The following is a 23,187-nucleotide window of genomic DNA, read 5'->3' as shown; positions in this document are numbered from 1 at the left end:
TGATATGAACGCACCTTTTTCTTATACTTCACCGACGCTCAGCGTGGATGCCCTCAAGCATTCGATAGCCTACAAGCTGATGTTTACCATTGGTAAAGATCCGTCCATTGCGAATAAACACGAGTGGCTGAACGCCACATTACTGGCGGTACGCGATCGTATGGTGGAGCGCTGGCTGCGTTCAAATCGTGCCCAGCTGTCGCAGGATGTTCGACAGGTTTACTACCTGTCGATGGAGTTTCTGGTTGGTCGCACATTGTCCAATGCCCTGCTGGCAATGGGAATTTATGAGGATGCGCAGACGGCGCTGGAAGAGATGGGCTTCGACCTTGAGGAACTGATCGAAGAAGAGAACGACCCGGGACTGGGCAACGGCGGCCTGGGGCGTCTGGCGGCCTGTTTCCTGGACTCACTCGCCACGCTCGGTTTACCTGGTCGGGGATACGGTATTCGCTACGACTACGGTATGTTTAAGCAGAATATCGTTGACGGTCAGCAGGCGGAATCACCGGACTACTGGCTGGAATACGGCAACCCGTGGGAATTTCAGCGTTTTAATACCCGCTATAAGGTGCGCTTCGGCGGCCGTATCCAGCAGGAAGGCAGCCGTGCGCGCTGGGTAGAAACCGAAGAAGTACTGGCGATGGCCTACGATCAGATCATCCCAGGGTTTGATACCGACGCCACCAATACTCTGCGGCTGTGGGGCGCGCAGGCCAGTAATGAAATCAACCTCGGTAAGTTTAATCAGGGCGATTACTTCGCGGCGGTAGAAGATAAAAACCATTCAGAAAACGTGTCCCGCGTGCTATATCCCGACGACTCAACCTACTCAGGCCGGGAGCTGCGCCTGCGTCAGGAGTACTTCCTGGTCTCATCAACGGTGCAGGATATCCTCCATCGCCACTGGGCAATGCACCAGACCTTTGACAATCTGGCGGACAAAATCGCTATCCACCTGAATGATACCCATCCGGTACTGGCGATCCCCGAGCTGATGCGGGTGCTGATCGATGAGAGCAAGTTTAGCTGGGATGACGCGTTTGGCGTGGCCTGCCAGGTATTTTCCTACACCAACCACACGCTGATGCAGGAAGCGCTGGAAACGTGGCCGGTGGATATGATTGGCAAAATTCTGCCGCGCCATCTGCAAATTATCTTTGAGATCAACGACTACTTTCTGAAAACTATTCAGGAGCAATATCCGGAAGACTGGGAACTGCTGTCGCGTATCTCGATCATTGATGAAAATAACGGCCGTAAGGTCCGTATGGCCTGGCTGGCGGTAGTGGTCAGCCACAAGGTTAATGGTGTATCGGAGCTGCACTCGAATCTGATGGTGCAGTCGCTGTTTGCTGATTTTGCCAGACTCTTCCCCGGCCGCTTCTGCAATAAAACTAACGGCGTTACGCCACGCCGCTGGCTGGCGCTGGCTAACCCGTCGTTATCCGGCGTACTGGACGAAGCGATTGGCCGCACCTGGCGCACCCAGCTCAGCCAGCTGGATGAGCTGAAGCAGCATATTGATTATCCTAATTTTATTAGCAAAATTAGCGATGCCAAGCTGGCGAACAAGAAGCGTCTTGCTATCTACATCGCGCAGAAGCTGGATATTGTTGTCGATCCGAATGCGATGTTCGATGTGCAGATCAAGCGCATACACGAATACAAGCGCCAGTTGCTTAACGTCCTGCACGTGATCACCCGCTACAACCGCATCAAAGCCGATCCGGATGCTGAGTGGGTACCGCGCGTCTGCATCTTCGCCGGCAAAGCCGCCTCGGCCTACTATATGGCCAAACATATTATTCATCTGATTAACGATGTCGCAAAGGTGATCAACAGCGATCCGCAGGTGAAAAACCGGCTGAAAGTGGTGTTTATTCCAAACTACGGGGTCAGCCTGGCGCAGATCATTATTCCAGCGGCCGACCTCTCCGAGCAGATATCGCTGGCCGGTACGGAAGCCTCCGGTACCAGTAATATGAAGTTCGCTCTGAACGGTGCGCTGACCATCGGTACGCTGGACGGTGCTAACGTTGAGATGCTGGAGCACGTGGGTAAAGAGAATATCTTTATCTTCGGCAACACCACGCCACAGGTTGAAGAGCTGCGCAGCAACGGCTACAGCTCGCATAAATATTACGAGCAGGATGCCGAGCTGCATCAGGTATTGACGCAGATCGCCACCGGAGTGTTCAGCCCGCAGGAGCCTGGCCGCTATCGTAATATTTTCGATTCGCTGGTGAATCTGGGCGATCACTATCAGCTGCTGGCGGATTATCGCAGCTATGTTGATACGCAGGACGAAGTGGATAAGCTGTATCGTAACAAGGAGGAGTGGACGCGCCGCGCGTTGATTAATATTGCCAGTATGGGCTACTTCTCCTCGGATCGTACCATTCAGGAGTATGCGGACGAAATCTGGGGCATTCAGCCTATTCGCCTGTAGGTGATAAATAAATAGAAAAGGGCGACCGCTGTCTGGCGGTCGCCCTTTTTGTTTGTGCCGTTCAACCACGCCCTCTTCGGGGACCGCGATGTGCTCCTGATATATCGGGGTATTGCAGACAGGAGCAGCAGCCGGTGGCTCCCGTCAACGATCAGGATGCCAGTGAAAGCACCGGCTTGGCGTGCTGAAGCAGCCACTCAGCGACGCGCGCCTGTTGCTGTTCGTTCAGCCACATACCCTCTTTGGTGCGGCGCCAGATAGCATCTTCTTTCGTGCGAACCCACTCTTTCTGCACCAGATAACGCAGTTCCGCCTCGTAGAAATGGTGACCAAACAGCTCGCCCAGGTCATCCAGGCTTTTCGCCTCTTTCAGGAACAGTTCGCTGCTGCTGCCGTAGGTGCGGGCATAGTGACGGGCCATCTCTTCGGTGATAAACGGATAGCGGCGGCGCAGGCTGGCCGCGTAATCTTCACGGCTTCCGGCAAAATCGCCGCCCGGCAGCACGCAGGTTTTGGTCCATGCCGCGCCGATACCCGGATAATATTTGCTGAGTTTTTCCATCGCATGCTCGGCCAGCTTACGATAGGTGGTCAGCTTACCGCCGAACACTGACAGCAGCGGCGCCTGGCCCTGCTCGTCATGCACGTCCAGCGTATAGTCGCGGGTTATCGCCTGCGGAGAGTCGGACTCGTCGTCGCACAGCGGACGAACGCCGGAGTAGGTCCAGACGATATCGTCCCTGGCCAGCGTTTTCCTGAAGTGGGTGTTATAAACATTCAGCAGGTAGTCGATCTCTTTATCGTCAATCTTGACGTCTTTCGGATCGCCTTTGTACTCCACGTCGGTGGTGCCGATAATCGAGAACTCATCCATCCACGGAATAACAAACACAATACGATGGTCTTCGTTCTGCAGAATATAGGCCTGCTTCTGGGTGTGTACGCGTGGCACTACGATATGGCTGCCTTTGATCAGGCGAATACCGTAAGGCGATTTCAGCTTCAGTCCGTCATCAAACAGCTGCTTGACCCACGGACCGGCGGCATTGACCAGGCCTTTCGCCTGCCAGGTATACACTTTACCGCTGTCGATATCTTCAGCTTCTACGGTCCACAGGCCGTTTTCACGCCAGGCTTTGGTCACGCGGGTACGAGTACGCACTTCACCGCCGCGCTTTTCAATTTCCTGTGCGTTAAGAACCACCAGGCGCGCATCGTCCACCCAGCAGTCGGAATATTCGAAACCGCGCACGATTTCAGGTTTAAGCACTGAGTCTGCGCCAAAACGCAAACCTTTACTTCCCGGCAGGCTGGTACGCTTACCAAGATGATCGTACATAAACAGACCAATGCGGATCATCCAGGCCGGGCGCAGATGCGGACGGTGCGGCAGGCGGAAACGCATAGGGAAAGCGATATGCGGAGCCATTTTTAACAGCACTTCACGCTCTGCCAGCGCCTCGCTCACCAGACGGAATTCATAATGTTCCAGATAGCGCAGGCCACCGTGGATCAATTTAGAACTGGCGGAGGAGGTGGCGCAAGCGAGGTCTTGAGCCTCCAGCATCAGCACCGACAATCCGCGTCCGGCTGCATCGGCCGCAATACCAGCGCCGTTAATACCGCCGCCGATTACGATCAGGTCTTTGATTTCCACGTCATCTCCTCCGATGTTCGGAATCGTTCAATAATGTTCGTTTTCGAGCATTATATTAATAGTAAACCAACATTGATGCCAGCGTTAACCGGATAAAAACATTTATGCGTGATGCAGGTAACATAATTTCTTTAACAATTACGCAAATTACTCAGACCATCTCTGGTTAAACCCTACCCACTTCAGGCTACAATAGGATTTGACTGACGACTTTTGACTGTTAACGAGACCCCATCATGGAACAATTTGAGTGTATCAACGTCCAGGAAGCCCGGCAGAAATTGGCCGATGGCAAAACCCTGCTGGTTGATATCCGCGATCCGCAAAGCTTCTCTGCGGCACATGCCACCGGTGCATTTCACCTGACCAACGACTCGCTGCAGGCCCTGATGGCCAGCGCGGACCTGAGCGGTACCGTGCTGGTGATGTGCTACCACGGCAACAGCAGCAAGGGTGCGGCCCAGTATCTGCTGAATCAGGGTTTTGCGGCGGCCTACAGCATCGACGGCGGCTTTGATGCCTGGTACGCTGCGTTCCCGCAGCAGGTAGAATCCGGCGTACGCTGACCGATGTGCGGCAGTGGAAGCCTTTGATCCTGCAAGCTTCGATGTGACGGGGTATACTGCCGCTCTCGTTTTAATCCACAGGGAATCAGCCTTCTATTATGCGCATCACCCAATTTACCCATCTGCGCATGGCGCAGGCGTTTGTTGACTACATGGCGACGCGCGGCATTACGCTGCGTATTGAGCAGGAAGGCAGCTACACGCTGTGGCTGGATGATGAATCTCAGTTAAGCGTGGTCGAAAACGAACTTAACCAGTTTATACGCGAACCGGATCACCCGCGCTATCAGGCAGCCAGCTGGAAAACGGAAAATACCGACAGCGGGATCAAGTACGTCACTCCTCCCGGCACACCGCTAAAGGAAAGAATGAAGGAAATGGCCGGGCCGCTAACAATTGGGGTGAGTATCGCATCAATACTGGTCTACCTGCTGATTGCGCTGGGCGGCTATGCACAGGCAATTGCCTGGCTCGGCTGGCCGAAGGACAGCATGCAGCATTTCCAGGTGTGGCGCTGGTTCAGCCACGTGCTGATGAACTTTTCACTACTGGCGCTGCTGGTTAACCTGCTGTGGTGGTTTTATATTGGCGGGCGCATCGAAAAACGGCTCGGCAGCGGTAAGCTGTTTACCATCGCGCTGATCTCCGCGCTGCTGTGCGGCTTCGCGCAGTCCCGATTTAACGGCTTCTGGTTCGGCGGACTCTCGGGCGTGGACCATGCGCTGGTCGCCTATGCCTGGCTGCATGCGATGCGCGATGAGCGCAGCCCGCTGAATATTGGCGGCGGGCTGATGGGGATATTTGTCGTGTGGGTGATACTGGAAGCCACGGGCGTCTTCGGTGCTAACACCGGCCTGCCAAGCCATGTTGCCGGGCTGCTGGTTGGCCTGGCCATGGCGTTTGTAGACACCCGTCAGAAAAAACGATAACAGGGGAACTCTTTTGAAGCAGACACAGCGTCATGACGCGATTATCGAGCTGGTGCGTCGCCAGGGATATGTCAGTACTGAAGAGCTGGTGGAGCACTTTGCCGTCAGTCCGCAAACCATCCGCCGTGATTTAAACGATCTGGCCGAGCAGAATAAAATCCATCGCCATCACGGTGGTGCAGCGCTGCCGTCCAGCTCGGAGAATACCGCCTGGCAGGACCGTAAAATGATGTGGTCTGCGGAAAAAGCGCGGATCGCCCAGCGGGTCGCCAGCCAGATCCCCGACGGCGCTTCATTGTTTATCGATATCGGCACCACGCCGGAAGCGGTGGCCCATGCGCTGATGAACCACAACAACCTGCGCATTGTGACCAACAATCTGAATGTGGCGGTGCTGCTGATGGCCAAGCCTGATTTCCGCCTGATCCTCGCCGGTGGAGAAGTGCGCACCCGCGACGGCGGCATTATGGGCGAGGCCACGCTCGATTATATTTCCCAGTTCCGCCTGGATTACGGCATTCTGGGCATCAGCGGCATCGATCTGGACGGTTCGCTGCTGGACTTCGACTACCACGAAGTGCGGACCAAACGGGCAATTATTGAGAACTCCCGCTGCGTAATGCTGGTGGCCGACCACTCCAAGTTCGGCCGTAATGCGATGGTGAATCTGGGCAGCATGAGTCTGATTGACTATCTGTTTACCGATGAAGCGCCGCCGCCGGAAATTATGAAAACCATTGAGCAACATGAAGTGCATCTGGAGCTGTGCTGATGGTTTTAACTGAGCAGCCAGGCGGAATGGATTATTTTCTGCCGCTTCCTGGTGGGCATCGGCCTGGGTATTGAGCTGGTCACTATCGATACCTACCTTAGCGAATGCGTCCCCTCGCGGCTGCGCAGTAAGGCCTTCGCCTTTGCCTTCTTTGTGCAGTTTCTTTCGGTCCCCGCCGTGGCGCTGATGTCCTGGTGGCTGGTGCCGCAGACCATTCTCGGCCTGACCGGCTGGCGCGGGGTAGTCATCGCCGGTGCGGTCTGCTCAATGATTATCTGGCTGGTAAGGAAAAACCTGCCGGAATCGCCGCGCTAGCTGGCCCAGCAGGGGCGACATCAGGAGGCGCATCAGGTGGTCAGCAGCCTGGAAATCCGCTGCGGTGTGCCGGTGACCGCCCCTGCCGTGGCCGATATGGACACGGCAGCCACACAGAAACCACAGGGGCGCTTCCGTGATAACTGGCGGCCGGAATATCGCCAGCGCACGCTGATGCTGGTGGTGATGAATATCTTCCAGGCAATCGGCTTCTTCGGCTTTGGCAACTGGCTGCCCGCGCTGCTGTCGGGCAAGGGTGCCAGCATCACTCACAGCCTGCTGTACGCGTTTTTTATCACCCTCGCCTACCCGCTGGGCTCGCTGATTTGCAGCCGCTACGCGGATAAAATCGAGAACAAGTGGCAGATCGTTCTGTCATCGCTGATGACCGTGGTCTTCGGCACGCTGTTTGCCCTGCAGAGCAATCCACTGCTGCTAATCATCTGCGGTTTCTGCATCATCTACTCAAACGCCTGGCTGACTTTCAGCTATCACGCCTACCAGACCGAAGTGTTTCCTACGTTTATTCGCGCACGCGCCGTGGGGTTCTGCTACTCGTTCAGCCGCCTTTCAACGGTGTTCAGTAGCATTATTATCGGGATGATTTTGCAGGTGGCGGGCACTCAGGGCGTCGTGGCCTTTATCGTCGTCAGCATGCTGATTGTTATGCTGACCATCGGCATCTTCGGGCCGAAGACGCGCGGCATTAACCTGGACGATATCTGATCCAGGCACAGGGGCGACACGGCGTCGCCCCTGACGTTCACCTGCGGATCAGAACTCTTTCAGACGGTCTTCAGAGGGCTGCGGGCGGCCAAAATAGTAGCCCTGGAACAGCGTACAGCCCTCTGCCTTCAGTTGTTCAAACTGCTCGTTGCTCTCCACCCCTTCGGCGGTGATCTGAATATCCAGACTGCGGCTCATACCGGTAATCGCCCGAATAATCGCCAGCGCTTCGCGGCTGTCTTTCATATCGTTGATAAACGACTTGTCGATCTTGATCTTGTCGAACGGGAACGAGCGCAGATAGCTCAGCGATGAGTAGCCGGTGCCGAAATCATCCAGCGCGATACGCACGCCCAGCGCCTTCAGCTTCTGCAGGATATCGATATTCACCGAGGTGTTATCCAGCAGCACCGATTCGGTGATCTCCACTTCCAGGCGATGCGGCGCCAGGCCGGACTCTTTCAGTGCCGCTTCCACTACCGATACCAGCGCGCTGTTTTTGAACTGCACCGGCGACAGATTCACCGCCACACTCTGCCCCTCCTGCCAGCTGGCCGCTTCACGACAGGCCTCATGCAATGCATAGGCACCCAGGCTATGGATCAGACCGGTTTCTTCCGCGATCGGAATAAAGTCCATTGGCATAATCATGCCTTTTTCCGGGTGATGCCAGCGCATCAGCGCCTCGTAGCCAATAATATGCTGGTGCTGATTATTGGTGATCGGCTGATAGTAGAGCCTCAACTGGCGGCAGCTAATCGCTTCGCGCAGATCGTTTTCAATCATCCGCCGCTTCGCCGCCAGCTCGCCCATTTGTTCGGTAAAGTATTCGAAGCGGTTACGCCCATTACGCTTGGCTTCATACAGCGCCATATCGGCACAGCGCAGCAGGTGCTCCGGCGTGCTGATCCCACGTTCGGCAATCGCAATGCCAATGCTCAAACCGACGGAAAGATTGTGCCCGTCAACGTTGAACGGCGGGCGAATCGTTTCGATCAGGCGGTTGGCAACGATCTCCGCCTCTTCCGCCTGCTTCAGACCCGGCAGCACGATAGAGAACTCATCGCCACCGGTACGCGCCAGCGTATCCTGCTCGCGCAGCACGCTGTGCAGGCGCACCGCCACGGTCCGCAGCAGATCGTCGCCCACCTGGTGGCCCAGCGCATCGTTAACGTTTTTGAAGTTATCCAGGTCGAGGCACAGCGTGGCGGTAATTTTGCGATCTTCACGATCGGCGCGTAGCGCATCGTTGATCCGCTGGCTGAACAACACGCGGTTGGGCAGGCTGGTCAGATTATCGTGATGCGCCATATGATGAATGCGCGCGTCGGCGGCGCGCTGATCGGTGACATCATCGGCGATCAGCAGCACGTAGTTATGCGTAGCATCGTTACCGCGAATAATCGAGGCCGTGGCGTTGATAATACGATCGCGTCCGTGGCTGTCCAGCAGGCGCTCGCTGCGGTGCATGCCCCCTTTACGCTGGGCTGCGTCGGAAAGCTGTATAAAATATTCGCCCATTTCCAGCGTCATGCACTGCGACAGCTTCTTGCCGACGAAGTCTTCCTGTACGCCGCCAAGCAACTGCTGTGCTTTATTGTTAATCAGCAGGATTTCACGCGTAACCACATCTTCCACAATAACGCTGGACGGAATGTTAGCGACGATAGTATCGAGAAACGTCGAGAGTGCCGCCATTTTTTCGCTGTGCCGTTCCGCCAGCTCGTGGGCTTCGCGCATCTGCTCTTCATGCGCGCGCAGTTCGGTGCAGTCGCGGGTGATTTTAGCGAAGCCCAGCAGCTCACCGCTGTCGGTATGAATAGCATCAATGATCACGTGTGCCCAAAAGGCAGTACCGTCTTTACGGTATCGCCAGCCTTTGCTTTCGTAACGACCGGTTTCACGGGCAATGCCCAACCCGTGCTGTGGTAAACCCTTTTTCTGATCCTGGTCACTGTAAAAACAGCTAAAATTTTTGCCGATGATTTCGTCCGGCAGATAGCCTTTGGCCCGCTGGGCACCCGTATTCCAGTTCGCGACGGTACCATCCGGTTTCAGCATATAAATAGCGTAGTCAACCACGCTCTGAACCAGAAGCCGATACATTACATCTGAGTTTTCATTCATTATTGTTTTCACCCGGTTGCTGACAGCTATTTCTCTTCAATGGAAAGATACTGCCGGCATGCAATCAATACGCCATTGAATGGCGCACACGCTGATCCTGCCCACATCCTGTGTGAACACAACTCCTGTCGTACCTGTGACGAACAGTCTCCTGGGGAAGGACGAAAACCGCTGCGTGCTCAGGCAGGTTCACCTGTCACTCCGTCGGCGTCCATTATCTGCTTTGTTGAATAAACATTCAAAATGCAAATCGCGTTTTTTCATTAATCTGACTTCATTTGTTAGTAAATAGGGGACTTCGGGCAGGGAAAATAGAGTAGTCAGCCAGAAAATCAGCATACACGATAATTTTTCACCCTGAGAATTGGCCTGGAAATTTATGGAAACACTGTTAGTGAGATTCCTCACAAACAATCACGGTATAACCGTTACAAATTCGCTGTGGAGTTTCTATGTTCAAATCCTTTTTCCCCCGGCCGCTGCTGTTTTTCAGCAGCGTAGCGCTGTGGAGCCTGATGGCCATTCTGTTCTGGTTCGGCTATGCCGGCAGTCACCTCGCGCACATGATGCAGTTCTCCCCGGTGGCTCTTGGCCCTTTGCCAAACAACGCCCTCTGTTTTATTGCTCCCACCGAACTCGGTTTCTACAGCTACTACCTGCTGGCGGCGCTGCTGTTTGCCGGCTTCTGGGCACTTTTCAGCCCGCATCCGTGGCAGCGCTGGTCAGTGCTCGGCAGCGCGCTGATTATTTTTGTTACCTGGTTTTCCGTGCAGGTGGGCGTGGCGATCAACCGCTGGTATGAACCCTTTTATGACCTCGTTCAACGGGCGATGGCGCATCCGAATACGGTAAAAATCGACACGCTCTACGGCCAGATTGGCGGCTTCCTCAGTATTGCGCTGATTGCCGTGGTGATCGACGTCCTGAACCTGTTTTTTATCAGCCACTACGTTTTCCGCTGGCGTTCAGCGATGAACCACTACTATATGTCCCACTGGCCGCGCCTGCGCGGGATTGAGGGCGCAGCACAGCGTGTGCAGGAAGACACCATGCGCTTTGCCTCCACGCTGGAAGATATGGGGGTAAGCTTTATTAACGCAATAATGACGCTTATCGCCTTCCTGCCGGTGCTGGTCGCGCTGTCGGTGCATGTCAAAACCGTGCCGATTATCGGCAATGTGCCTTATGCGCTGGTGATCGCCGCCGTTGCGTGGTCGATACTCGGTACCGGGCTGCTGGCGGTGGTGGGGATTAAGCTGCCGGGGCTGTCATTCCGCAATCAGCGGGTGGAGGCCGCCTACCGTAAAGAGCTGGTCTACGGCGAAGACGATCCGCAGCGCGCGCAGCCGCCGACGGTGAAGACGCTGTTTTACAACGTGCGGGTCAATTATTTCCGCCTCTATTTTCACTACCTTTATTTTAATATCGTGCGCATTTTCTATATTCAGCTGGATGCGGTATTCAGTATTTTTGTCCTGTTCCCGTCGATTGTCAGCGGGGCCATTACGCTCGGGCTGCTCACGCAGATTACCAACGTGTTCGACCAGGTGCGCGGCTCGTTCCAGTATTTGATTAATTCCTGGACCACGCTGGTTGAACTGATGTCGATCTACAAGCGTCTGCGCAGCTTCGAACATACGCTGGATACGCTGCCGGAGGCGGAAAGCCACGCTATCTGATGGAATACTGGCGTCTGGCGTCTGGCGTCTGGCGTCTGGCGTCTGGCGTCTGGCGTCTGGCGTCTGGCGTCTGGCGTCTGGCGTGATGGCCGCCGCTCGGGGCGGCCATCGTCAACAACCAGGCTATTTTCCGGCCAGTGCGGCGAACACTTTCTCTACCGCATAAGCACCGGGATCTTTCACCCCATCCAGACTTTCTGCATTCAGATAGGAAGCACGCCCCGCTCCGGCGCTGCGCATCCGGCTGGTGCTCTCGGCCCCCTCGCGCGCGGCTTCAGCCACGGCGGCCAGATTTTTTCCCTCGACCAGAGCGGTAAATGCGGGGTTCAACGCATCAATCATCGTACGCTGCCCGACCTTCGCACCGCCGTAATGCTGCATACGCTCCAGACCGTATTTCAGCGCCTGCGGCAGCGTTTCGCCCTGCTCCAGACGCTGACCGGCGGCAGTAAACAGAATCGACATCAGCACGCCGGAAGATCCTCCCATTACCGTCGCCAGCTTTTCGCCGATAACGTTTAGCAACTGGCCGGTACGATCGAGCGGCAGCGCCTGCGCTTCGCAGGCGTTGAGAATGCTTCTGGCTCCGGCGGCAAACGTTGAACCGGTATCGCCATCCCCCACCTTCGCATCAAGGTGATTCAGCTCGCTTTCCTGCGAAATCAGCGTCCGGCAAACGGTGGTCAACAGTGCAGCCACTTTATCGTTCGCTGAAGGGGTAAAAGTCAGCTGTCGATCGAGCGTTTTCGCCGGGGCTTCAATCGGAGCTGGCGGAGGGAGGGCCACCGTCCAACCCGAAGCTTCCACTTTCGCCAACAGTGCCTTCTCAAATACATCATCCAGCCTCAGAACAGATAAAGAGAATCCTTTCATATCCAGTGCGCTGACCAGCGTTGCCGGCCCCAACAGCAGCCGAACCTGCCTGCCAATGGCCGAGCGCAGCACTTCCCGCGTCACCACTGCCATCTCCAGCATTGAAAAACCGCCAAGATTATTGATCATCAGTGCCAGCGGAGCGTCACCGGCGCGTGCAGCCAGACGCTGCACCATCTGGGCTACAACCTCAGCACTGTTCTGCGTTTTCAACGTCAATGCACCGGGTTCGCCATGAATCCCCATCCCCAGCTCACAGGTACCGGGCTTGACGCGATCGTCACGTGCTTCCCCGGGAATATGACAGCTGCTGAAGGCAACGCCGATTGATGCGGTCATCCCAATGGCTCTTTGTGCTAATGCGATGACATCGGCCAGACTTTTCCCCTGCTCCGCGGCGTAACCGGCAATTTTATGCACCAGCGCCGTACCTGCAATACCACGAGGTTGAGGATTGTCCGGCAGCGCAATATCATCCTGGACCATCACCATTTCCACCCGATACCCCAACCGCTTAGCTTTTTCCGCTGCCAGACCAAAGTTAAGGCGATCGCCGGTATAGTTCTTCACGATCAGCAGGCAGCCTGCCTCACCAGTCACGTTAATAATGGCGTGCAAAACCGCATCCACGCTGGGTGAGGCAAAAACATCACCGCACACCGCGGCAGTCAGCATCCCTTTGCCGACAAAACCGATATGAGCAGGTTCGTGGCCGGAACCGCCACCGGAAATCAGCGCAACCTTCGAACGGTCCCAATCGCTGCGCACGACAATCCGCAAATCTTCTCCCAGCGCGAGACGGCTAAGATTATGAAAAGGCGTACTTAACAACGAGCCTTCTATCGCCTCATTGACCAGATGTTGCTTGTCGTTCATAAAAAACTGACTCATCTTATCTCCTTATCTCGGGCATGCACTCTGCACAGGTGGCAACCTGTGCGATGCTATAACTGTAGTAAAAAACCCTAAAACAATCGTTACGCAAACGGCGCATTACATTCCCAGCGCTCTAAAAGCGCTGAAATAATCTTTTGCCTTCATCCGTTAGCAGAAACGTTATCAACTCTGATTAGTTATCTAAGTAATAATGGCGGCGTAAATTTAAATAATCGCATGGTAATTTTATCCATAATTAATTACAATATTTAACCAAAAAGAAAGGCTAACAGATTGAAATGCCTACATCCGTTTTGTTTATTCATTCTTATTCGCTTTTTGCATACGGCAAATACCACTTGAAACTGCAGCATCAATCACAATTTCGGTTAATTAAGATGAAAAATAATCTAAAAGAGTCTACAAATAATGACAGATGCCCGGATAAGATTGTTATCAACCTGGCAAATTATTAACGAAGCCGCCGGTTTACCGCAGAAAAAGGCAGGTAATATTCTGAAAGGACATCGTATATAAACGCTAACACCAGGGCGTCAAAAGGGGCAGATGAAGTAATCTGTTCCTTTTTTTTGACCTGTCACTTTTCAGCATCAGGTTGTCAGCTTTGCGTCAGTCAACGCCTCCCATGCCAACGCAGAATAGAACCTCTATCAACAAGGAGGAATGACTATGCTGCAACAACCCAACGACAAATACCACGCGTTTCCACAGGTCACGCTGAGCGATCGCCAGTGGCCGGGCAAAACGCTGACTCAGGCACCGCGCTGGCTCTCCACCGATCTGCGCGATGGTAACCAGTCGCTGGCCGAGCCAATGGATAGCACGCGCAAAAAGCTATTCTGGCAGCTGCTGTTGCAGTGTGGATTTAAGGAAATTGAAGTGGCTTTCCCTTCCGCCTCACTGACCGATTTTAATTTCGTTCGCGAGCTGATCGAAGAGCGCATGATCCCGGATGATGTGTCGATTCAGGTGCTGACCCAGGCGCGTAGCGATCTAATCGACCGCACCTTTTTATCCCTTGAAGGAGCAAAAAATGCCACTGTACACCTTTATAACGCCACCGCACCGGTGTTCCGCCGCCTGGTATTCCGCCAGAGCAAAGAGCAGATTATCGAACTGGCGGTGAATGCCACCCGTCTGATCCGCCAGCGCTGTGAGGAACAGCCGCAGACTAACTGGACCTTCGAATATTCACCGGAAACGTTCTGCTTTACCGAACTCGACTTCGCGCTGGAAATCTGTGAAGCGGTCGCCGCCGTCTGGCAGCCCTGCGCGGAACGGCCAATGATCGTCAATCTTCCCGCCACCGTGGAAGTCAGCACGCCTAATGTCTATGCCGATCAGATCGAATACTTCTGCCGCCATTTCTCCTGGCGTCCACAGGTTTGCATCAGCGTCCACCCGCACAACGACCGCGGCACCGGCATCGCCGCCGCCGAACTGGCCCTGCTGGCCGGAGCCGATCGGGTGGAAGGCTGCCTGTTTGGCAACGGCGAGCGTACCGGCAACGTCGATCTGGTGACCATGGCACTGAACTTTTACACCCAGGGCATCAACCCCCAGCTGGATTTCAGCCAGATGAAGCAGGTGGTAGATCTGGTTGAGCAGTGCAACCAGCTGCCGGTGCATCCGCGCCATCCTTATGCCGGCGAGCTGGTATTTACCGCCTTCTCCGGTTCGCACCAGGATGCGATTAAGAAAGGCTTTGCCGCCCGCAAAGAGCAGCAGGATAACGTCTGGGAAGTGCCTTATCTGCCGCTGGACCCGGCGGATATCGGCTGTAACTATGAGGCGGTGATCCGCGTTAACAGCCAGTCGGGGAAAAGTGGCGCGGCGTGGATGATCGAGCAAAATCACGGCCTGGTCCTGCCACGAGCACTGCAGCAGGATTTCAGCCAGCGGGTACAGCAGGTCACCGACGGCGAAGGCAAAGAGATGACCCAGGCCGCTATCTGGCAGTTGTTCCGTCAGGCGTATGGCCTGAGCTCACCAGAGCTACTGCTGGGGGAATACCGCAGCCAGAGCGACAGCCATGGACAGCTGCAGTTTGAGGCCAGCGTGCAACGCGGAGAACAGCCCCATGCCGTCGCAGGAAGAGGAAACGGACTGCTTTCCGCCGCGGTCGATGCGCTGCGCCAGGCGTTTGACGTCTCCTTTACCATTCAGGATTATCATGAACACACTCTGGGCCAGCGCAGCGACAGCCGCTCGGTCGCCTATCTGCACTGCACCTTTGCCGGCAATCACAGCGCCTGGGGCGTCGGTATCGACAGCGACATTTCCCGCGCTTCGCTGCAGGCGCTGCTGAACGCGCTGGCGCAGGGTCAGCTGGCGGGTGGGAAGTAGTCGCTGGGCGCCACGCCCATAATGCGGCGGAACATCGCGCTGAACGCACTCTGGCTTTCATAGCCAAGCTCGAGTGATACCGTCAGCACGGAGTCCCCTCTCGCTAAACGCGCCAGCGCTTCCATCAGCCTGGCGCGCCTTACCCAGTCGCTGAACTGCAGCCCGGTTTCCTGATAGAAGCGGCGGGCCAGTGTACGGCTGCTGACGTTGATGCGCCGGGCGCTGTTCTCCAACGTCCAGCTCTCTCCGGGTTCGGCCCTCAAGGCGTTACATAGTGAAATCAGCGCCTCACTCTGCGGCTCAGGCAGGCTGAACGGCAGTTCGGTCATCACGCGAATCTCGTCCAGTATCAGCTCATAAATACGCTCCGCCCGACTGGCGGGGGCATAGGATTCCGGCAGTGTCAGCGCGCTGACGATTAGCTCGCGTAACAGCGGAGAGACCTGTACCACCTGGCAGCTGGCGGGCAGATCGGCACGCGCCAGCGGATCGACAAACAGCGTGCGCGCCGCCACATTACCGGTCATTTGCAGCGCATGCGGCACACCAGCAGGCAGCCAGACGCCGCGCCCCGGCGGTACAATCCAGTGGCCCAGATCCGTTTCAATGCGCACCACGCCGCTCAGCGTATGGACCAGCTGTGCACAGTTATGATGATGCCTCGGCTCACTGTCGCCGTGGCGATAATCATGGGCGTAAGGCACCAGCGGACGGGTAGCAAAAGAAAAATCAACGGAGGATGACATAGTGTCTCCTGAAGTTGGCAAGAATTTAAGCTTAACAAAGACGCGGGCAGAAAACGGAGAAAAATAGGGGACGAAATGAGAGACTGCGGCAGAACAGGAAAGAAATCGGGCGCACCGCGAACGGCCCACCCGATATGGGCACTATCAGGAATGAGCGGCTTTCAGCTGTGCCTCATAGGCAGAGGCCTGCTTCGTATCAAACTGATGCTCCCACTTGGCGACAACCAGCACCGCCAGCGCATTACCCACTACATTCAGTGCAGTACGCGCCATGTCGAGGATACGGTCAACACCAGCAATAAACGCCAAACCTTCCAGCGGAATGCCTACGCTACCCAGCGTTGCCAGCAGCACCACGAACGAGACACCCGGTACGCCAGCGATCCCTTTCGACGTCACCATCAGCGTCAGCACCAGAATGATTTCATCGCCCAGCGACAGGTTGATGCCGTACAGCTGCGCAATAAAGATCGCCGCAATACTCTGGTACAGCGTTGAACCGTCAAGGTTAAACGAGTAGCCGGTTGGGACCACGAAGCTGGTGATCGACTTCGGCGCACCGTAGGCTTCCATCTTCTCCATAATACGCGGCAGTACGGTTTCCGAACTGGCGGTGGAGTAAGCCAGGATCAGCTCATCCTTCAGGATGCGGAACAGCACGGTGATACGCAGGTTGCAGATACGCGCTACGGCTCCCAGCACCACAAAGGCGAAGAAGGCGATAGCGGCGTACACCAGGATCACCAGCTTGGCCAGCGGCCATAGCGAAGCAAAACCGAAGTTGGCCACCGTCACCGAGATCAGCGCAAATACCCCAACCGGCGCGTAGCGCATGATCATGCTGGTCACTTTAAACATCGCTTCCGAGGTGGAGCGGAACACTTTCACCAGCGGGTCGCGATGTTCAGACGGCAGCGACGAGAGGCCCAGACCAAACAGCACAGAGAAGAAGATAATCGGCAGCATGTCACCTTTGGCGATAGCAGCGAAAATATTCTGCGGAATCAGCGACAGAATGGTGGTGACCAGGCTGTGAGGCTGGCCCTGAACCTGTGCCGTTGTGGCTTCATATTTAGAGATGTCCACCGTTGCCAGCGTCGACATATCAATGCCGGAACCGGGTTGGAATACATTCGCCAGAGTAATACCTGTCACAATGGCAATGGTGGTAATCACTTCGAAATAAACGATCGTTTTAACGCCAATACGTCCGAGTTTCTTGGCATCCCCAACGCCGGCGATGCCGACAATCAGCGTGGAGATAACGATCGGTACAACAATCATTTTGATCAGGTGAATAAAGATGTCACCGGCCGGGCTGAGAATGTTAGTGACTAACCATTCGCGTTCCCCGGGTTGATTATGCAGAACCGCCCCAACGACGATCCCCAGTACCAACGCAATCAGTATTTGCCAGGCAAGGCTGAGTTTTATTGCTTTCATAACGAGTCTTTTCCTTAACATGACCTGCTTTCCGCATGGAGCTTGCGGAGTGAATGACACTCAAGGGAGGCAGACCGAAACCGGTCAATTCACAGGCAATGGATGGTTGATACCTGTATTCAGGCGCGTAATCAGTACCATTTTAAGCGACATTAATGCAAGTCCGAGAAATATGTATCTACTTTGTTAATTCCAGGCAGAATAAAGCTCTAATTTTAACCAAAACAAACTAAGTCATTGTTATAATTAACAATATTAAATCATTAAAACAACATAATTATGCACGACCTTACCGTAAGTCATGTCAAATCAAAGGTCTGCTTGCGTTTTTTTTGTACACTATGCAGGCGTAAATTAGCCTTTTTCCTATCGCTTCCCTCTCTTTAAGGCAATGTCTCACCCCGGTTTCATTACGCTGGGTTATGGCGTGATCTGCCGCTCAAAAAGAAAACAAAGCCTTGCGGGCATCTTCACTTAACCATTGATTGACATATTATTAACATCTTCAAGGAGGGCAGCCATGAGCCAAATACATACGTACCCTGTTCCCGCGAATATTGCGGAAAATACCCTGATTAATGCTCAGCAGTACCACTCGATGTACCAGCAATCAGTGCTGGACCCCGATGCATTCTGGGGTGAGCAAGGCAAAATACTTGACTGGATCAAGCCTTACCGTACGGTGAAAAACACCTCTTTCGCCCCGGGAAATATTTCTATTCGCTGGTTTGAAGACGGCACCCTGAATCTGGCAGCCAACTGCCTGGATCGCCACCTGCAAACGCGCGGTGACCATCCGGCTATCATCTGGGAAGGCGATGACGCCAGCGAAAGTAAAACCCTCACCTATCGTGAACTGCATCGTGACGTGTGCCGCTTTGCCAACGTGCTGCAGGATCTGGGCATCAGTAAAGGTGATGTGGTTGCTATCTATATGCCAATGGTGCCGGAAGCGGCGGTTGCCATGCTGGCCTGCGCGCGAATTGGCGCGATCCATTCGGTGATTTTCGGTGGCTTTTCACCAGAAGCCGTAGCGGGACGAATTATCGACAGCAACGCCAAACTGGTGATTACCGCCGATGAAGGTGTTCGCGCCGGCCGTAGCATCCCGCTGAAGAAAAACGTCGATGACGCGCTGAATAACCCCGCCGTTACCGGCGTGAAAAATGTAGTGGTATTTCGCCGCACCGGTCGCGATAGCGGCTGGAAAAGCGGACGCGATCTGTGGTGGCACGAGCTGGTGGCTAATGCCAGCAGCGAGCACCAGCCGGTTGAAATGAACGCCGAAGATCCGCTGTTTATCCTCTACACCTCCGGCTCGACCGGCAAGCCGAAAGGCGTACTGCACACCACCGGCGGCTACCTGGTTTATGCAGCGACCACGTTCAAATACGTATTTGACTATCACCCGGAAGATATTTACTGGTGTACCGCCGATGTCGGCTGGGTCACCGGCCACAGCTATCTGCTCTACGGGCCGCTGGCCTGCGGCGCAACGACGCTGATGTTCGAGGGCGTGCCAAACTGGCCGAAACCGAGCCGTATGGCGGAAGTGGTCGATAAGCATAAAGTGACCATCCTGTATACCGCGCCAACGGCCGTGCGTGCGCTGATGGCTGAAGGCGATAAGGCGATTGAAGGCACCGACCGTTCTTCGCTGCGCATTCTGGGCTCGGTCGGCGAGCCGATTAACCCGGAAGCCTGGGAGTGGTTCCACAAAAAGATTGGTAACGGCCGTTGTCCAATCTCCGATACCTGGTGGCAGACCGAAACCGGGGGCTTTATGATCACCCCGCTGCCCGGAGCAACCATCCTGAAACCGGGTTCGGCCACCAAACCGTTCTTTGGCGTTCAGCCTGCACTGGTCGATAACGAGGGCCACCCGCAGGAAGGCGCGACCGAAGGCAATCTGGTGATTGTCGATTCGTGGCCGGGCCAGGCACGAACCCTGTTCGGCGATCATGAGCGTTTCGAACAGACCTATTTCTCAACGTTTAAGAATATGTATTTCAGCGGCGACGGTGCGCGCCGTGACGCCGACGGCGACTACTGGATCACCGGCCGCGTTGACGATGTGCTGAACGTTTCCGGCCACCGCCTGGGGACCGCCGAGATCGAATCCGCGCTGGTATCGCATCCAAAAATTGCCGAGGCCGCCGTGGTCGGTATTCCTCACAGCCTGAAGGGCCAGGCGATTTATGCCTATATCACCCTGAATCACGGAGAGGAACCCACGCCGGAGCTGTATACCGAAGTGCGTAAATGGGTGCGGAAAGAGATAGGCCCGATTGCCACGCCGGATGTACTGCACTGGACCGACTCCCTGCCGAAAACCCGCTCCGGTAAGATCATGCGCCGTATTCTGCGCAAAATTGCCACCGGGGATACCAGTAATCTCGGAGATACCTCAACGCTTGCCGATCCGGGCGTCGTTGAGAAACTGCTGGAAGAAAAACAAGCCATTAAAATGCCGTAAATCCGATGGGGGTCCCAGAGCCCCCATTGCTTAACTGCCGCAGAGCAGCCCGTCATCTTTCGTCTTAATTTTCAGCACCATGAAGTTACAACAAGGAAACCAGGCCGCCGAAGCCGTGCTTCTGCTATCCCGGTATAACTCTACCTCTGGAGACGCTGTGATGAACGATGTCATTTATCAACGCATAGAGAAAAGCACCCGATTTAAAGAACTGGTCAGAAAACGCCAGAACTTTGCCACCCTGCTGTCCATGATTATGCTGGTGCTCTACGTCGGTTTTATCCTGCTGATTGCCTTTGCTCCCGGCTGGCTGGGCACGCCGCTGCATGACGGTACTAACGTCACGCGCGGTATTCCCATCGGAATCGGGCTGATCGTTATCTCCTTCGTGCTGACCGGCGTTTACGTCTGGCGCGCTAACGGCGAGTTCGACCGCCTGACCCGTGAACTGCTGAACGAGGTGAAAGAATGAAACTTCGCCTTCTACCCCTGACTCTCCCCGTCCTGCTGCCTTTTGGCGCGCAGGCTGCCGATGCGATTACCGGTGCGGTTGAGCGCCAGCCCACCAACGTTGAAGCCATTGTCATGTTCCTGATTTTTGTGGCCGCCACGCTGGGCATTACCTACTGGGCCTCAAAACGCACTCGTTCGCGCAGTGATTACTACACTGCCGGCGGCAATATCACTGGTTTTCAGAACGGACTGGCGATGGCCGGTGACTTTATGTCTGCCGCCTCATTCCTTGGGATCTCCGCGCTGGTTTATACCTCCGGTTACGATGGTCTGATCTATTCACTCGGCTTCCTGGTCGGCTGGCCGATTATTCTGTTTCTCATCGCGGAACGCCTGCGTAACCTGGGCCGCTACACCTTTGCCGATGTGGCCTCCTACCGCCTGAAGCAAAAACCTATTCGCACCCTCTCCGCCTGCGGTTCCCTGGTGGTAGTGGCGCTGTATCTGATTGCACAGATGGTTGGAGCCGGTAAGCTGATCCAGCTGCTGTTCGGGCTGGACTACCACGTTGCCGTCGTGCTGGTCGGGATTCTGATGGTGATGTACGTGCTGTTCGGCGGCATGCTGGCCACGACCTGGGTGCAAATTATCAAGGCCGTACTGCTGCTGTTCGGTGCCAGCTTTATGGCCATCATGGTGATGAAAACCGTCGGCTTCAGCTTCAATAATCTGTTTACCGAAGCAATGAAGGTCCATCCGAAAGGCATTGAGATTATGCGCCCCGGCGGGCTGGTGAAAGATCCGATATCGGCGCTGTCGCTTGGCCTTGGCCTGATGTTTGGTACCGCAGGCTTGCCGCATATTCTGATGCGCTTCTTTACCGTCAGCGATGCCCGCGAGGCGCGTAAAAGCGTCTTTTACGCCACCGGCTTTATGGGCTACTTCTACTTCCTGACCTTTATTATTGGCTTCGGTGCGATCCTGCTGGTCGGTGCCAACCCGGCATTTAAAGACGCCGCCGGTGCACTGATTGGCGGCAATAATATGGCCGCGGTTCATCTGGCCAACGCGGTTGGCGGCAGTATGTTCCTCGGCTTTATCTCAGCGGTAGCCTTTGCCACCATCCTCGCCGTGGTCGCCGGGCTGACCCTCGCAGGCGCATCGGCGGTTTCCCACGATCTGTACGCCAGCGTGTTCCGCAAAGGTCAGGCGACCGAGCGCGAGGAGCTGAGAGTATCCAAAATCACCGTGCTGGTGCTTGGCGTGGTGGCAATTGCGTTGGGGATACTGTTTGAGAAGCAGAATATTGCCTTTATGGTTGGGCTGGCCTTCTCGATTGCCGCCAGCTGTAACTTCCCGATCATTCTGCTGTCGATGTACTGGTCAAAACTGACCACCCGTGGCGCGATGATCGGCGGCTGGCTGGGGTTGATTACCGCCGTTGTGCTGATGATCCTCGGCCCAACCGTTTGGGTGCAGGTACTGGGGCATGACAAACCGGTTTATCCATACGAATATCCGGCGCTGTTCTCAATGCTCGCAGCCTTTATCGGCACCTGGCTATCCTCCATCACCGATAACTCAGCGGAAGGGGCACAGGAGCGCCTGCGCTTCCAGGCCCAGTTTGTCCGTTCACAAACCGGCGTCGGTATTGAAGGCGGCAAAGGGCATTAATTGATGGCGACAGGGGCGGGCCGTATGCCTGCCCCGTTGTTGCTAAGGCCGAGCCTTGATGGGTGGATTAATGATCCATTTCGGCGAGCTCATCTTCCGACAGGCCGGTAATTTCTGCTATCGCCTGACGCTCGAATCCCTTCGCCAGTATTTTTCTCGCCACCGATCTTGTTACATCCTGTGCAGCTTCCAGGCGGCCTTTTTTCAGCCCCCTTTCCATGCCTTGTTCAATGTAGCCAGCGAATAACAGTGTGACCAGCGGCTCCAGCAATTCCACGAGATCGCGCTGGAGAATATGCTTCTGCAGCAGTTCCAGTATTGCCATTCGGCGATGTTGCATGATTTCATCATCCGGAATAACCGTCACATCAACCAGAGAGAAATCGCCACCGTAGAGACGGGCCGCCCGTTCCGGATCGCTAAACGCCTGCAGCCAGCTCATTGAATAGGGATAAGGTGTAACCCGACCGTGATAAAAAAGTATCGGTACCACCAGCGGCGGCTGTTCATTTCCGGCATCAAGATGGCGCTGCATGACAGCAATGGCATAACGCATTAATCGAAAGGCCATATGCCTGTCGGGCGTGCTTTGATGTTCAATCAACGTATAAATATAGCCCTCTCCCCGAGTGGTAATTACCGAAAAAGCACGTCGGAATAACAGGCACGCAGATCCTCTTCAATAAAACTCCCTGATTCCAGTGCGAGAGTATCAAGACTACACATACTCAGCAGATCTACCGGTAAATGGATTTGAAAAAATCACACGCGGTATTCGGGTGGCTTAATATCTTTTTAAAAATCGCATCGTGCAGCGTTTGAGTTCCTTTTATCACCGCAAAATGATGTATTTTACAGAAGCGGGAAAGGGTATTTTATATTTATTCTCTGCGCCTGCGGCAGCCGTTCCTTTTTTTCTGCAACGGCATGTTTTCGGTATTAAAAATTACCGATCGCGATCCAAAAATCATCATTCACTATTTCAGTCAGAAACGCCGGTCGGGTATTTTAAATTCAGCAGAACGGCAGAATAAACGGGGATAGAGATTGGTGAAC

The 23,187-nt window shown here is 54.9% G+C and carries 14 protein-coding genes and 2 pseudogenes; 10 read left to right on the top strand and 6 right to left on the bottom strand.

Translation table 11 applies throughout. From position 1 onward, the window contains the following. Positions 1-4: 4 nt before the first annotated feature. The gene (gene glgP / locus AC07U6_RS08780) at positions 5-2,452 is read left to right on the top strand and encodes a glycogen phosphorylase (protein ID WP_494764066.1); all 2,448 of its coding nucleotides are present in this window, start codon (positions 5-7) and stop codon (positions 2,450-2,452) included. Between the two features lie 151 nt (positions 2,453-2,603). On the opposite strand, the gene glpD is transcribed toward glgP, so the two are convergent. Then, positions 2,604-4,109 carry a glycerol-3-phosphate dehydrogenase gene (gene glpD, locus AC07U6_RS08775; RefSeq protein ID WP_494764067.1) on the bottom strand — a complete coding sequence of 502 codons (1,506 nt, stop codon included), beginning with the start codon at positions 4,107-4,109 and terminating at the stop codon, positions 2,604-2,606. A gap of 236 nt (positions 4,110-4,345) precedes the next feature. Here glpD and glpE point away from each other — a divergent pair, with 236 nt between their 5' ends. The 4 genes and pseudogenes from glpE to AC07U6_RS08755 all read left to right on the top strand — a co-directional run. Next, entirely contained in the window at positions 4,346-4,675 is a 330-nt protein-coding gene (gene glpE / locus AC07U6_RS08770; RefSeq protein WP_494764068.1) for a thiosulfate sulfurtransferase GlpE, read from the top strand. Between the two features lie 98 nt (positions 4,676-4,773). Further along, positions 4,774-5,604, top strand: coding sequence for a rhomboid family intramembrane serine protease GlpG (gene glpG, locus AC07U6_RS08765; RefSeq protein ID WP_494764069.1), 831 nt, complete (start codon positions 4,774-4,776; stop codon positions 5,602-5,604). Positions 5,605-5,617: 13 nt separating this feature from the next. Beyond that, entirely contained in the window at positions 5,618-6,376 is a 759-nt protein-coding gene (locus AC07U6_RS08760) for a DeoR/GlpR family transcriptional regulator (RefSeq protein ID WP_494764070.1), read from the top strand. A 21-nt stretch (positions 6,377-6,397) separates the two neighbouring features. Next, positions 6,398-7,417 (top strand): annotated as a pseudogene (locus tag AC07U6_RS08755) (MFS transporter); the annotation flags it as partial. A 48-nt stretch (positions 7,418-7,465) separates the two neighbouring features. On the opposite strand, the gene AC07U6_RS08750 reads toward AC07U6_RS08755, so the two are convergent. Then, positions 7,466-9,544 (bottom strand): sensor domain-containing protein, encoded by a 2,079-nt coding sequence (locus AC07U6_RS08750; protein WP_494764071.1) that lies wholly within the window; start codon positions 9,542-9,544, stop codon positions 7,466-7,468. Positions 9,545-9,996: 452 nt separating this feature from the next. Between AC07U6_RS08750 and sbmA the strand changes: the two genes are divergently transcribed. Beyond that, a complete protein-coding gene (gene sbmA / locus AC07U6_RS08745) occupies positions 9,997-11,223 on the top strand; it encodes a peptide antibiotic transporter SbmA (protein WP_494764072.1) in 1,227 nt (408 codons plus the stop codon). A gap of 123 nt (positions 11,224-11,346) precedes the next feature. Here sbmA and AC07U6_RS08740 read toward each other — a convergent pair whose 3' ends face one another. Next, positions 11,347-12,987 carry a dihydroxyacetone kinase subunit DhaK gene (locus tag AC07U6_RS08740; protein ID WP_494764073.1) on the bottom strand — a complete coding sequence of 547 codons (1,641 nt, stop codon included), beginning with the start codon at positions 12,985-12,987 and terminating at the stop codon, positions 11,347-11,349. A gap of 675 nt (positions 12,988-13,662) precedes the next feature. On the opposite strand from AC07U6_RS08740, the gene leuA reads away from it, so the two are divergent. Continuing rightward, positions 13,663-15,339 (top strand): 2-isopropylmalate synthase, encoded by a 1,677-nt coding sequence (leuA, locus tag AC07U6_RS08735; protein WP_494764074.1) that lies wholly within the window; start codon positions 13,663-13,665, stop codon positions 15,337-15,339. Here the strand turns inward: leuA and AC07U6_RS08730 are convergent. Next, positions 15,318-16,085 (bottom strand): AraC family transcriptional regulator, encoded by a 768-nt coding sequence (locus AC07U6_RS08730; protein ID WP_494764075.1) that lies wholly within the window; start codon positions 16,083-16,085, stop codon positions 15,318-15,320. The two genes, leuA and AC07U6_RS08730, sit on opposite strands and share 22 nt — an antisense overlap. A gap of 144 nt (positions 16,086-16,229) precedes the next feature. After that, complete coding sequence (gene gltP, locus AC07U6_RS08725; RefSeq protein WP_494764076.1) at positions 16,230-17,528, bottom strand: glutamate/aspartate:proton symporter GltP; 1,299 nt, start codon at positions 17,526-17,528, stop codon at positions 16,230-16,232. A 520-nt stretch (positions 17,529-18,048) separates the two neighbouring features. Between gltP and acs the strand changes: the two genes are divergently transcribed. The 3 genes from acs (at position 18,049) to actP (ending at position 22,131) form a co-directional block, all read left to right on the top strand. Further along, positions 18,049-20,004, top strand: coding sequence for an acetate--CoA ligase (gene acs / locus AC07U6_RS08720; protein ID WP_494764077.1), 1,956 nt, complete (start codon positions 18,049-18,051; stop codon positions 20,002-20,004). Positions 20,005-20,164: 160 nt separating this feature from the next. Continuing rightward, entirely contained in the window at positions 20,165-20,476 is a 312-nt protein-coding gene (locus tag AC07U6_RS08715; RefSeq protein ID WP_494764078.1) for a DUF485 domain-containing protein, read from the top strand. Next, complete coding sequence (actP, locus tag AC07U6_RS08710) at positions 20,473-22,131, top strand: cation/acetate symporter ActP (protein WP_494764079.1); 1,659 nt, start codon at positions 20,473-20,475, stop codon at positions 22,129-22,131. The genes AC07U6_RS08715 and actP overlap by 4 nt, the downstream gene beginning before the upstream one ends. A 67-nt stretch (positions 22,132-22,198) precedes the next feature. Here actP and AC07U6_RS08705 read toward each other — a convergent pair. Further along, a pseudogene (locus AC07U6_RS08705) lies at positions 22,199-22,964 on the bottom strand (Rpn family recombination-promoting nuclease/putative transposase). Between the last annotated feature and the right edge of the window lie 223 nt (positions 22,965-23,187).

This window comes from Erwinia sp. GW821-FHT03D09 (genome assembly GCF_059420805.1).
Note: the sequence above shows the minus strand (reverse complement) of the source record. Positions and strands in the feature narration are given on the sequence as shown.